Annotated in this window: 15 protein-coding genes; 8 read left to right on the plus strand and 7 right to left on the minus strand. The window is 64.1% G+C overall.

Annotated features, from left to right (window positions below; all coding sequences use genetic code 11):
* The first annotated feature begins 10 nt into the window (after positions 1-10).
* The 5 genes from K3756_RS10170 to aat all read left to right on the plus strand — a co-directional run bounded on the left by K3756_RS10170 (position 11) and on the right by aat (position 4,257).
* Complete coding sequence (locus K3756_RS10170) at positions 11-772, plus strand: ABC transporter ATP-binding protein (RefSeq protein ID WP_259987092.1); 762 nt, start codon at positions 11-13, stop codon at positions 770-772.
* A gap of 11 nt (positions 773-783) precedes the next feature.
* Complete coding sequence (locus K3756_RS10175) at positions 784-1,536, plus strand: ABC transporter ATP-binding protein (protein ID WP_259987094.1); 753 nt, start codon at positions 784-786, stop codon at positions 1,534-1,536.
* A 199-nt stretch (positions 1,537-1,735) separates the two neighbouring features.
* The gene (gene accB / locus K3756_RS10180; RefSeq protein ID WP_259987096.1) at positions 1,736-2,251 is read left to right on the plus strand and encodes an acetyl-CoA carboxylase biotin carboxyl carrier protein; all 516 of its coding nucleotides are present in this window, start codon (positions 1,736-1,738) and stop codon (positions 2,249-2,251) included.
* A 12-nt stretch (positions 2,252-2,263) separates the two neighbouring features.
* Entirely contained in the window at positions 2,264-3,616 is a 1,353-nt protein-coding gene (gene accC, locus K3756_RS10185) for an acetyl-CoA carboxylase biotin carboxylase subunit (protein ID WP_259987098.1), read from the plus strand.
* 5 nt (positions 3,617-3,621) lie between these two features.
* The gene (gene aat, locus K3756_RS10190; protein WP_259987100.1) at positions 3,622-4,257 is read left to right on the plus strand and encodes a leucyl/phenylalanyl-tRNA--protein transferase; all 636 of its coding nucleotides are present in this window, start codon (positions 3,622-3,624) and stop codon (positions 4,255-4,257) included.
* On the opposite strand, the gene K3756_RS10195 is transcribed toward aat, so the two are convergent.
* From K3756_RS10195 to K3756_RS10225, 7 genes are all read right to left on the minus strand, one after another.
* Positions 4,221-4,577 carry a DUF2155 domain-containing protein gene (locus K3756_RS10195; protein WP_259987101.1) on the minus strand — a complete coding sequence of 119 codons (357 nt, stop codon included), beginning with the start codon at positions 4,575-4,577 and terminating at the stop codon, positions 4,221-4,223. The two genes, aat and K3756_RS10195, sit on opposite strands and share 37 nt — an antisense overlap.
* A gap of 45 nt (positions 4,578-4,622) precedes the next feature.
* The gene (locus tag K3756_RS10200) at positions 4,623-5,006 is read right to left on the minus strand and encodes an NADH:ubiquinone oxidoreductase subunit NDUFA12 (RefSeq protein WP_259987102.1); all 384 of its coding nucleotides are present in this window, start codon (positions 5,004-5,006) and stop codon (positions 4,623-4,625) included.
* 62 nt (positions 5,007-5,068) lie between these two features.
* Positions 5,069-5,431 (minus strand): RidA family protein, encoded by a 363-nt coding sequence (locus tag K3756_RS10205; RefSeq protein ID WP_259987103.1) that lies wholly within the window; start codon positions 5,429-5,431, stop codon positions 5,069-5,071.
* A 52-nt stretch (positions 5,432-5,483) separates the two neighbouring features.
* Positions 5,484-5,942, minus strand: a complete 459-nt coding sequence (locus tag K3756_RS10210; RefSeq protein WP_259987104.1) for an SRPBCC family protein — start codon at positions 5,940-5,942, stop codon at positions 5,484-5,486.
* Positions 5,939-6,283: a helix-turn-helix transcriptional regulator gene (locus K3756_RS10215; protein WP_259987105.1), complete on the minus strand. Its 345-nt coding sequence runs from the start codon at positions 6,281-6,283 to the stop codon at positions 5,939-5,941. Before K3756_RS10215 ends, K3756_RS10210 begins: the two co-directional genes overlap by 4 nt.
* A 120-nt stretch (positions 6,284-6,403) precedes the next feature.
* Complete coding sequence (gene clpX, locus K3756_RS10220) at positions 6,404-7,669, minus strand: ATP-dependent Clp protease ATP-binding subunit ClpX (protein WP_259987106.1); 1,266 nt, start codon at positions 7,667-7,669, stop codon at positions 6,404-6,406.
* Between the two features lie 139 nt (positions 7,670-7,808).
* Complete coding sequence (locus K3756_RS10225) at positions 7,809-8,447, minus strand: ATP-dependent Clp protease proteolytic subunit (protein ID WP_259987108.1); 639 nt, start codon at positions 8,445-8,447, stop codon at positions 7,809-7,811.
* Positions 8,448-8,632: 185 nt separating this feature from the next.
* On the opposite strand from K3756_RS10225, the gene K3756_RS10230 reads away from it, so the two are divergent.
* The 3 genes from K3756_RS10230 (at position 8,633) to K3756_RS10240 (ending at position 12,559) form a co-directional block, all read left to right on the plus strand.
* Positions 8,633-9,826, plus strand: coding sequence for an FAD-binding domain-containing protein (locus K3756_RS10230; RefSeq protein WP_259987109.1), 1,194 nt, complete (start codon positions 8,633-8,635; stop codon positions 9,824-9,826).
* Positions 9,827-9,903: 77 nt separating this feature from the next.
* Complete coding sequence (locus tag K3756_RS10235) at positions 9,904-10,371, plus strand: DUF1203 domain-containing protein (RefSeq protein WP_259987110.1); 468 nt, start codon at positions 9,904-9,906, stop codon at positions 10,369-10,371.
* A 157-nt stretch (positions 10,372-10,528) separates the two neighbouring features.
* Positions 10,529-12,559 carry a PhoX family phosphatase gene (locus tag K3756_RS10240; protein ID WP_259987112.1) on the plus strand — a complete coding sequence of 677 codons (2,031 nt, stop codon included), beginning with the start codon at positions 10,529-10,531 and terminating at the stop codon, positions 12,557-12,559.
* Positions 12,560-12,596: the final 37 nt, after the last annotated feature.

Here is a 12,596-nt window from a genome sequence, read left to right on the forward strand (position 1 = left end):
AGCGCTGACAATGGGTATTCTTGAAGTCAAAAATGTCGGCAAACGCTTCGGCGGCCTTCAGGCGCTGGGGGATGTGAACCTCAGCGTTGCGGAAAACTCGGTGCACGCGATCATCGGGCCGAACGGGGCGGGCAAATCCACGCTCCTGAACTGTCTGGTGGGCAAACTGATCCCGGATTCGGGGTCGGTGATGTTCGACGGGCAATCGGTGCTGGGGCGCAAACCCTACGAGATCAACCAGATGGGCATCTCCCGCGTGTTCCAGACGCCCGAGATTTTCGGCGATCTGACGGTGCTGGAAAACATGCTCATCCCCTGCTTTGCCAAACGCGACGGGGCCTTCCAGCTCAACGCGATCAGCCGGGTGGTCAAACAGGGCGATATCCTCGACAAGGCCGAAGAGATGCTGCACGACATGAATATGGCCGACAAACGGATGATGACGGCCTCGTCGCTGTCGCGCGGCGACAAACGGCGGCTCGAAATCGGCATGTGTCTGGCACAGGGGCCGCGGCTGCTGCTGCTGGATGAACCGACGGCGGGCATGGCGCGGGCCGATACCAACAACACCATCGACCTGCTCAAACAGATCTCCGAGGAACGCGACATCACCATCGCGATCATCGAGCATGACATGCACGTGGTGTTCAGCCTCGCACAGCGCATCACCGTGTTGGCGCAGGGCACACCGCTGGTCGAAGACACGCCCGAAAACATCAAGGGCCACCCCAAGGTCAAAGAAGCCTACCTTGGCGAAACCCAGGCCGCGTGAGGACACAGAACATGACCACCGCAACACTCGATAAAAACGCAAACCACGCCAGAACGGCGCCTGCCTTCCTGTCGGTCTGGGACATCCACGCCTACTACGGCGAAAGCTACATCGTCCAGGGCGTCAGCTTCAACGTCCACGAAGGCGAGATCCTCGCCCTTCTGGGGCGCAACGGGGCGGGCAAAACCTCGACCCTGCGCACCATCGCCCAGATCGGCGATCCGGAGCTGAAGAAAGGCGAGGTCTGGCTCGACCACCAACCGCTGCACACCATGAAAAGCCATCAGGCGGCGGCGGCAGGGTTGGGCCTCGTGCCCGAAGACCGGCGCATCATCGCGGGCCTCACGGTCGAGGAAAATCTCAAACTCGCGCAGATCGCCCCGCCCGTGGGCTGGTCCATCGAAAGGGTCTATGAGCTTTTTCCCCGTCTGGGCGAGCGCAAGAACCAGGAAGGCGTGACCCTGTCGGGCGGTGAGCAACAGATGCTCGCCATCGCCCGTGCGCTGTGCCGCGACATCAAGGTGTTGCTGCTTGATGAACCCTACGAAGGGCTGGCACCGGTGATCGTGGATGAAATCGAAAAAACGCTCGAAATCATCAAATCGCAGGGCATCACCACCATTCTGGTCGAACAGAACGCGGTGCGGGCGCTGAAACTGGCGGACCGCGCGGTGATCCTCGACACCGGCGGCGTGGTCTTTGACGGCTCGGCGCAGGAAGTGCTCGAAAACGAACAGTTGCGCGCGGAATATCTCGCCATCTGACGCCCCCGGTTTTCCCGTAACGATTTCGCCCTGCCGTTCGCGGCGGGGCTTTTTTCTGCCCGGCCCGCCTGCCCCGGCCGCAAACCCCTGTGGCCCCTGCGTAAAGTCGCGGCTTTCCTTGCTGTTGTGCATGCCATATAAGCGGCCCGAGCAACGGGCCACCTCAAAGGCCCCCCTTCGCAACGGTCGAGGACATTAAATGACAAAGAACACCCACGACGCCGATGTGGCCTTTATCAAGGCGCTGGCCGAACTGCTGAACGAAAACGACCTGACGGAACTGCAGGTCAAACGCGATTACGCCGAAGACGACAGCCTCAATGTCCGGGTCTCGCGCAAACCACCCCAACAGGTCGTCGCCCAGCAGATGCACGCCGCACCCGCGCCGATGGTGTCTGCCGCACCCGCCGCCGCCATGGCCGAACCGGCCGCCGGCGCAAGCGCCGCTCCTGCCGCGGCCACCGACGATCCTGCATCGCACCCCGGTGCCGTTTCCTCGCCCATGGTCGGCACCGTCTACATGCAGCCCGAACCCGGCTCGCCCGCCTTCATCAGCGTCGGCGCACAGGTCAGCGAAGGCGACACGTTGCTGATCGTGGAGGCGATGAAAACCATGAACCACATCCCCGCGCCCAAATCCGGCACGGTGAAACGCATTCTGGTCGAAGACGGGGCCGCCGTCGAATTTGGCGCGCCGCTCGTCATCCTCGAATAAAGGGGGCGGTTCATGTTCAAAAAGATACTGGTCGCCAACCGCGGTGAAATCGCCCTGCGCGTGATCCGCGCCGCGCGCGAAATGGGCATCGGCAGCGTCGCCGTGCACTCCACCGCCGACAGCGACGCGATGCACGTGCGCATGGCCGACGAATCCGTCTGCATCGGCCCGCCGTCCTCGACGCAATCGTACCTGTCGATCCCCTCGATCATCGCCGCATGCGAAATCACCGGCGCCGAGGCCATCCACCCCGGCTACGGCTTTTTGTCCGAAAACGCGGGGTTTGTGCAGATCATTCAGGATCACGGCCTGACGTTCATCGGCCCCACCGCCGACCACATCCGCGTCATGGGCGACAAGATCACCGCCAAGGACACGATGAAAGAACTCGGTGTGCCTTGTGTGCCGGGCTCCGACGGCGGCGTGGACACGCTCGAGGATGCGCTGAAGATCGGCGAGGAATTCGGCTATCCCGTGATCATCAAGGCGACCGCCGGCGGCGGCGGCAAGGGCATGAAGGTCGCGACCTCGGCCAAGGATATGGAAAAAGCCTACCGGACCGCACGTGCGGAGGGCAAATCCAACTTCGGCAACGACGAAGTCTATATCGAGAAATATCTCACCACGCCGCGGCACATCGAAATTCAGGTGTTCGGCGATGGCAAAGGCCGCGCGGTCCATCTGGGCGAGCGGGACTGCTCGCTCCAGCGGCGCCACCAGAAGGTGTTCGAGGAAGCCCCCGGCCCCTCCATCACCCCCGAGGAGCGCGACCGCATCGGCAAGATCTGCGCCGACGCCGTGGCCCGCATCAACTATATCGGCGCGGGCACGATCGAATTTCTGTATGAGAATGGCGAGTTCTACTTCATCGAAATGAACACCCGCCTGCAGGTCGAGCATCCCGTGACCGAAGCCATCTTCGGCGTCGATCTGGTGCGCGAACAGATCCGCGTCGCCGAAGGGCTGCCGATGTCGTTCACGCAAGAGGACCTGCAGATCAACGGCCACGCCATCGAGGTGCGCATCAACGCCGAAAAGCTGCCCGATTTCCGGCCCTGCCCGGGCAAGATCACCCAGTATCACGCCCCCGGCGGTCTGGGCGTTCGGATGGATTCGGCGCTCTATGACGGCTATTCGATCCCGCCCTACTACGACAGCCTGATCGGCAAGCTGATCGTGCACGGACGCGACCGGCCCGAAGCGCTGGCCCGGCTCAACCGCGCCTTGGGCGAATTGATCGTGGACGGCGTCGACACCACCGTGCCGCTCTTCCACGCGCTCTTGCAGGAAGAGGCCATCCACAAGGGGGATTACAACATCCACTGGCTGGAACACTGGCTCGAAACCAATCTGGGCTCCGGCTGAGCCATATGGGGGAGATAACACCCGAACTGCTGCTGCATGGCTACAGCGTCGGTATCTTCCCCATGGCCGAAAGCCGCGACGACCCCGAGATTTTCTGGGTCGATCCGCGGCAGCGGGGCATTCTGCCGCTTGACGGATTCCACCTGTCCCGCTCGCTGCGCCGCGCCATGCGGCACAGCACCCGGCGCTTCACGACCGACCGGGATTTTGCGGGCGTGCTGGCGGGCTGCGCGAACCGCCGCGACACATGGATCAACGAAGAAATCCGCGACCTCTACCTCGCGCTGCACGCCAACGGCCATGCCCACTCCGCCGAAGTCTGGGAAGACGGCAGGCTCGTCGGGGGTGTCTACGGGGTCGTACTGGGCGCAGCCTTCTTTGGCGAAAGCATGTTTTCGGGGGCGACAAACGGGTCAAAAATGGCGCTGTGCTGCCTTGTAGATCATCTGAACTCGGGCGGCTTTACCCTGTTCGATACACAGTTTCTGACGGCGCATCTGGCCACGCTGGGGGCCATCGAAATCCCCCGCGCCCAGTATCAGGCCAAACTGGCGCACGCCAAGGCCCGCACCGGCATCTTTCGCCAGGCCGATTACACCGGTTTTCAGGATGTCGTGCAGCGCATGACCCAGATGTCGTAGCGCGGATGCTCCATCGCGTTCAGCGCGGGCGCAGAGGCGATCATCCAGCCGCTGAACACTGTGCCGGCCTGCCCCACCTCGGACACTTCCAACGCCACGAAAGCATCGCCCGACGGGTTGCCCGCGGGATAGCGGCACTCCTTGACGACGACCTGCATCCGGCCAATGCGTGCGCCCTGACCGCTGGGTACCGTGATGTCGACCGTATTGCCCGACGTCTTGTCCAGCGCCCGCAGCACCGCGCCGCTGGCCGTCGTCGCCTGCTGGGCCGAAACGGCCGAGGCGGCGAGCATACCAAAAGCTAGGAGAAGGCGGCGCATGTCTTTATCCGATCTCGAAAGGGAGAGAGGGCAGCACGTCGGGGCTTACTCGGGGCTCCACGCCTCGTAGTCGCCACGGTCGGCGGGGTTTTCGCGGCGGATGGACCCGGCAGGCGCATAAGCCAATGCCGTGCCGGTCAGGTTTTCCTGATGCGGCTTTTCCCAGTCCTTGCGCACCAGCGGCCGGTCGGTGGGCGGCTCGTCCCATGTGCGGTGCAGCCAACCGTGCCACTCGGGCGATACGCGGCTGGCCTCGGCCTCACCGTTGAAGATCACCCAGCGGCGGCTGTCGTCCGCGTTGCGGTAAAAGACGTTGCCCTGATCGTCCTCGCCCACTTTCTCGCCCTTGCGCCAGGTGAAAAGCTGGGTGTTGAGGGTCTGACCATTCCACCAGGTCACGGCCCGCAGCAATGTGTTGAGAAGTCCCATGGGTGCCTCCGAAATAGGGTGATCCCGATATGGCCTACCTTGCGGCAAAGGTCCAGTGCTGGTTAGCCCGGCAACAGCGCCGTCACCTCGATTTCGATGCGGTATTCGGGGTCGATCAATCCGCATTCGATCATCGTGGCCGCGGGCGGGTGCGCCCCGAACGTCTGGGAAAGCAGGGGCCAGCACGGCGCGAACTCTTCGCGGTCGGGCAGCATATAAGTAACGCGCAACACATCGGACCAATCCGCGCCCGCCTCGCGCAGGGCGGCATGAATGATCGACAGGGCATCGGCGCATTGGTCCGTGACCGTATCACCCTGCCCTACGGTGCCCGCCACATGGACAAACCCGCCCGCCACGACGGCCCGGCAATACCCGACCTGCGGCTCGAACGCGCCGCCCGAATGAATACGCCTGATCGCCATGATTGCCCCCTTTGCGCGTGTCGGCCCATTTGGCCGCAGGGCGCGGGCGGGGTCAATGGGCGCGCAGGTGCTGCACCAGATTGTCGAGCGCATGGGTCCAGCCGCCCTCGACCTCGCCCAGCATCTCGTCGCCGACGAAACTGACCACCTGCACGGTCACCCGCAAGGCGGTGCCCGCCCCGTCGGCAGTCACCTCGAAGGTCGCAAGACTGGTGCCCAGCGTCTGGCCCTCTGCGGCAAGGGTCTCGACATAGACCAGCAGGCCGGGTGGCTCCATCAGCACCCAATCGGTCGTCACATCGACGTAAGGCGTGTCGCGCGGTCCGCAGCGGGCGTGTTCACGCAGCCCTGCGGCGGGCGGGGGCGCATCGGGGTCGATCTCCACCACGTGGCCGGTGTCGGGCGGTCCCCATGCCATGCGGTCTGCGGGATGGGTCAGCGCCTCGAACACCCGCGCGGGCGGTGCATCAAGGGTGCGGTCGAAGCGGAGCTCTCCGAATTGAGCGGTCATTGGCGTTTCTCCTTTTCAGTGGCGTCGAGATGGGCGGCCAGCCGGTCAAGGCCGCTGCCCCAGCGGGCGTGTTCGCGGGCCAGCCAGTCCTGCAGCGGGCGCAAGCCCTCGGGCTGCAGCTGACAGGTCCGCACGCGCCCGGATTTGCGGGTGACGATCAACCCCGCCCGCTCCATCCGGTCGATGTGCTTGAGAAAGCTGGGCAGGGCCATGTCATGGGCTGCCGCCAGCTTAGATACTGCCTGCGGCCCCTGCCCCAGCGCCCGCACCACCGCGCGGCGCGTGGGATCGGCAAGGGCTGCCAGCAGGGGCGACAGGAGATCAGCATTTTGGTTAGCCATAAGGCTAACTATCACATCGGAACGCCGGTGTCACCTGCGCCCTTTACCCTGCACCATCCGTTTCGCCAAAACGCGAAAAGGCGGGGACCAGCCCCGCCTTTCAAAAACATTTTCAGATACTTAGCCTGCGCTTGCGGGCTCTTTTTCGGCCTCGGCGTGGATCATCAAAGGCGCCGCATCGGAATTCACGGCCTCTTCATTGACGACAACTTCGGTCACCGAATCCAGTCCCGGCAATTCGAACATCGTATCGAGCAGGATGTCCTCGAGGATCGACCGCAGACCCCGTGCACCGGTCTTGCGCTCGATGGCGCGTTTGGCGATGGCACTCAGCGCGTCTTCGGTAAAGGTCAGCGTCGTGTCCTCCAACTCGAACAGACGCTGGTACTGTTTGACCAGCGCGTTCTTGGGCGCCGTCAGAATCGTCACCAGCGCATCTTCGTCCAGATCCTCCAGCGTCGCCAGAACCGGCAGACGACCGACAAATTCCGGGATCAGACCGAATTTCAACAGATCTTCGGGTTCCAGCTCCTGGAAAGTCTCGCCGATACCCGCATCGCTGTCGTCGCGCACGTCGGCACCAAAGCCCATCGCGCTGCCCTTGCCACGGGCCTTGATGATCTTGTCGAGACCGGCAAAGGCGCCACCGCAGATGAACAGGATGTTGGTGGTGTCGACCTGCAGGAATTCCTGCTGGGGATGCTTGCGCCCGCCCTGCGGCGGCACGGAAGCCACGGTGCCTTCCATCAGCTTGAGCAAGGCCTGCTGCACGCCCTCGCCCGACACGTCGCGGGTGATGGAGGGATTTTCGGATTTGCGCGTGATCTTGTCGACCTCGTCAATATAGACGATGCCGCGCTGCGCGCGCTCCACATTGTACTCGGAGGCCTGCAGCAGCTTTAGGATGATGTTCTCCACGTCCTCACCGACATACCCCGCCTCGGTCAGCGTGGTGGCGTCCGCCATGGTGAACGGCACGTCCAGAATCCGCGCCAGCGTCTGCGCCAGCAGCGTCTTGCCGCAGCCTGTGGGGCCGATCAGCAGGATGTTTGATTTCGCCAGCTCGATCTCGCCGCCCTTCTGGGCGTGGTTGAGCCGCTTGTAGTGGTTGTGCACGGCCACCGACAGAACACGCTTGGCCATCGCCTGACCGATCACGTAATCGTCCAGAACCTCGCAGATGTCCTTGGGGGTGGGCACGCCGTCCGTCGCCTTGAGACCGGACGCCTTGGTTTCCTCGCGAATGATGTCCATGCACAGCTCGACACACTCATCGCAGATGAACACGGTCGGACCCGCGATCAACTTGCGTACTTCATGCTGGCTCTTGCCGCAGAAGCTGCAATAGAGGGTGTTTTTGCCGTCGCCGCTGGATGAATTGGCCATGTGAACCCTTTCAGGTCTTTGTGAGTGCGGTGCCGCCCGATCGTAATGCAACCGGGCCGCAAAATATGCTGTTTTCCAAGTCTAAGGCAGCACCGGCGGTCCTACAACCTCATAAACCCCGCCGGTGCCCGCTTGTGGCTTACTTGCCCTTCTTGTCGTCGTCGTCCGCCTTGCCGCGGCTCTCGACGATCTCGTCGATGAGACCCCAGTCCTTGGCTTCTTCGGGCGACATGAAGTTGTCACGCTCCAGCGCATTCTCGACCGCCTTGAGCGTCTGGCCGGTGTGCTTGACGTAAATCTCGTTGAGGCGCGTCTTGAGCTTCTGGGTTTCCTGGGCGTGGATCATGATGTCGGTCGCCTGACCCTGGTATCCGCCCGAAGGCTGGTGCACCATCACACGGCTGTTTGGCAGCGAGAACCGCATGCCCTTCTCGCCCGCCTGCAACAGCAACGACCCCATCGATGCCGCCTGCCCGATGACCAGCGTGCTGACCTTGGGGCGGATGTACTGCATCGTGTCATAGATCGACAGACCCGATGTCACCACGCCACCGGGGCTGTTGATGTACATCGAAATCTCTTTCGACGGGTTCTCCGCCTCGAGGTGCAGCAGCTGCGCCACGATCAGGCTGGACATGCCGTCATGCACCGGCCCATTGAGAAAGATGATCCGCTCCTTCAACAGGCGCGAGAAAATGTCGTAGGCCCGTTCGCCGCGGCTGGTCTGCTCGACGACCATGGGAACGAGATTCATATATGTTTCAACGGGATCGTGCATAATCGGGGTGCCTTTGTTATCCGCAACACGGGACCATACCCGCCGCTGCTTTGAGCAAAGACTAATGGCGCTGCGGGGGGGCTTCAAGGGGGCGCGAACCATTGCCGCGTGGTAAGGCGTGCCCGGGCGCAACCTGACGTTGATCAGGCTTGAAGCAGTCGCCCCGCGCCCTACCTCGCCTCGCCATGACAGATGCACTCGAACACTTCCCGCCCACCCGTGCCGCAGCCACCGCGCGGCTCGACGGTTTCGCCCCCGACGCGGGGCGCGCCTATGCCGCCAAACGCAACTTCGATCTGGGTGCGGGCGCGCACAGCCACGTATCAACGCTGTCGCCTTACGTGCGGATGAAACTGCTCGACGAAGCGGATCTGACCCGCGCGGCGCTGGACCATCACGGGGCCGATGCGGCGGAAAAATTCATCGCCGAAGTCTGGTGGCGGACCTACTGGAAAGGCTGGATGGAACAGCGCCCCGCCGTCTGGGCCCAGTACCTCGACGATCTGCAGCGGCTGCGCAACGACATCCAGACGCAATCGGGCCTGCGCCAGCGGTGGGAAGCGGCCTGCACCGGCGACACGGGGCTCGCGCCCTTCGACCACTGGGCGCGCGAACTGGCGCAAACGGGGTATCTGCACAACCACGCGCGCATGTGGTTCGCCTCCATCTGGATCTTCACGCTCGATCTGCCGTGGCAATTGGGCGCAGACTTCTTCCTGCGCCACCTGCTCGACGGTGACGCGGCGGTCAACACGCTCAGCTGGCGTTGGGTCGCGGGCGTCCAGACGCAGGGCAAGACCTACCTCGCCCGCCCCTCCAACATCGCCAAATTCACCGATGGCCGCTTTGTCGGCGTGCAAGGGCTCGCCACCGACGCGCCGCCGGTGGCTGGCCCCAAACCGCCCGAGCGTCAACCGCTGCCCGACATTGCCGCCTGCGCGGGCGCACCGGGGGACCGCGTGGGGCTCTTGCTGCACAGCGACGATATGATGGCACCGTTCCTCGCGGCGCACGGCATCACGCCCGCCAGCGTCGCCTATCTCGACCGGACCGCCGCGCAAAGCCCGTGGGCCACGGCCGCGATGGTCACCGATTTCCGCGCCGCACTCGTGGCCGACGTTTGGCCCGATGCGCAGCACATGACCGAAGCAGCAGAGGTCACCGACTGGGCGGCCAAATCCGGCCTCGATCACATCATCACCCCGCACGCACCGGTCGGTACGGTCCGCAGCACGTTGAAATCGCTCCGTAAATCCGACGCGACCCCGCCCATCAGCGAAGTCCGCCGCGCCATCGATACCGCGGCATGGCCGCACGCCACCGCCGGTTTTTTCAAATTTCGCAAGCAGATCCCCGAGCTTGTTGACCAGTTCGTCTGAATGCGCAGGAAACGGGTTTCGCCCAAGCGCCTCCCTTTGGCACATCTTCCGGCACCACAACCTTTCAGGAGCCTATGATGTCCTTTCGTATCCGCGGGCTTGATCCCGCCCCCTTCGCCCCCCTCTTCGGCCAAAGCGACAGCCAGCTTGCCGCCCGGAACATCCACCGCAGCCGCGTCGACAGCAGCCCCGGCGTGCCCGACCGCATCACCATGACCGATCTGGAAGTCGGCGACTCGGTGCTGCTGCTCAACCACACGCACCAGCCGCACGCCTCGCCCTACCGCGCCGCGCACGCGATCTACATCAAGGAAGGCGCGCAAGACGCCTACGACCGGACCGATCACATCCCCGAGGTGTTGCAGCAGCGCACCCTGTCGCTGCGGGGCTTTGACACGGATGGCATGATCGCCGACGCCGCGCTTGTCGACGGCGCCGATTGCGCCGACGCGATCGAGACGTTGCTGGCCGATCCGCAGGTCGCCTACATCCACGCGCATTTCGCCGCGCGCGGCTGCTACGCGGGTCTGATCACCCGCGCCTAGGTGCTATTGGCAGGATTCCGCCACCGGACGAGCGCGTTGCCCGATGGCGGATTTTCTCGGTATAGTTGTGTCACCCACTTGTCACGGCCCTGTCACAAACCTGTAGCGCCCGCGCGGCAGGCTCAGCCAGACCCACACGCCAGACCGGAGCACGCACATGACCCGCAAAGAAATCCTCAACGATCCCGCCATCGGCAACAAGGCCGAAGCCTTCGAGGCCTTCGACGACATTCCCACCAATCCCAACCTGCAGCGCACCATCGGCGAGGTCATCTCCGAACGCTATTCGCGGCGCGAACTGTTCCGCGGCGCACTTGCCGTCAGCGCCACCACCGCGCTTTTCGGCACCTCCGCGCTGATCGCGCCCAAGGGGGCCGCCGCCGCAAGCACCAGCCGCTACAACTTCTCCGAACTGGCATGGGGCAACGACACCACCCACCACGTCGCCGACGGCTACGAGGCCGACATCCTGCTGCGCTGGGGCGATCCGATCACCGCCGACGCGCCGGAGTTCGACGTCATGAACCAGACCGCGGACGCGCAGTTGCAGCAATTCGGCTACAACAACGATTACGTGGGCTTTACCGCGCTGGACGACACCGGCACCCGCGGCCTGCTGTGCGTGAACCACGAATACACCAACGAAGAGGTGATGTTCCCCGGACTGGGCCGTCAGGACCGCGCCGGTTTCACCGGCATGACGCGCGAACTGGTGGACATCGAAATGGCCGCCCACGGCGGCTCGGTCGTGGAAATCGCCAAGGGCACGGATGGCAAATGGGCGCTGGTGCGCGACAGCCCCTATAACCGCCGCATCACGCCCCACAGCACCGACATGACGTTCTCGGGCCCTGCCGCGGGCCATCCGCGCATGCAGACCAACGCCGATCCCGACGGCATGACCGTGATCGGGACCGTGAACAACTGCGCGGGCGGCATGACGCCCTGGGGCACCTACCTGATGGCCGAAGAAAACTTCCACGGCTATTTCTGGACCGACAAGGTCGACGCCGAGGGCAAACCGGACGTCACCGGCATGGAAGAAGCCACCGCCCGGCGCAACGGACGCTACGGCGTGCCGGGCATGTGGTACGCCTGGGGCAAATACCACGACCGCTGGAACATCGACCGCGAACCCAATGAACCCAACCGCTGGGGCTGGATCGTCGAGGTCGACCCCCGCAACCCCGACGCGCTGCCGATCAAACACACCGCGATGGGGCGCTTTCGCCACGAAGGGGCCGAAACCACCGTGTCCTCCAGCGGCAAGCTGGTGGTCTACTCGGGCGACGACAACCGCTTCGACTACATGTACAAATACGTCTCTGGCGGCACGGTGACCGGCGATGAAGGCTTCGGATCAACGCTGATGTCGGACGGCACGCTCTATGCCGCGCGCTTCGATGCGGACGGCACCGTGACGTGGCTGCCGCTCGTGCACGGGACCGGCCCGCTGACGGCCGAAAACGGCTTTGACGATCAGGCGGACGTGCTGATCGACACGCGCATGGCGGCCGATCTGATGGGCGCCACCCCGATGGACCGCCCCGAAGACGCGCAACCGCGTGGCGACGGCACGATTTATGTCATGCTGACCAACAACTCCAAACGCAAACCCGATCAGGTCAACGCCGCCAACCCCCGCCCCGAAAGCGCCTTTGGCCACATCATCGAGATCAAGGAAGACGGCGGCGATCACGCGGCCACCACCGGCACCTGGTCCATCCTGGTGCAATGCGGCGATCCTGCGGTGGCCGAAGTGGGCGCGATCTGGAACCCCGACACATCGGAAAACGGCTGGTTCGGGTCACCCGACAATGCCGCCATCGACGCGGACGGGCGGCTGTGGGTGTCGACGGACCAAGGGTCCAACTGGGCCAAGACCGGCAAATCGGACGGGCTCTACGCGCTCGAAACCGAAGGACAAGCGCGCGGCACGTCCAAGCTCTTCTTCCGCTGCCCCGTGGGGGGTGAAATGTGCGGCCCCTATTTCACCGACGACAACGAAACGCTATTTCTGGCGGTCCAGCACCCGGGCACCGACGGCACCAAGGATCTCGAAGGGTTCGAGCGCGCCTCCACCTTCGAAGATCCCGCCACGCGCTGGCCCGATTTCGACCCCGACATGCCGCCGCGCCCCTCCGTGGTGGTGGTCACCAAAACCGGCGGCGGCAAAATCGCCCTCTGACCGTCGCGCAGATGTCCAACGGCCCCGCCCCACCGGC

Source organism: Sulfitobacter sp. S190, from assembly GCF_025141935.1.
Taxonomy (GTDB): Bacteria; Pseudomonadota; Alphaproteobacteria; order Rhodobacterales; family Rhodobacteraceae; genus Sulfitobacter.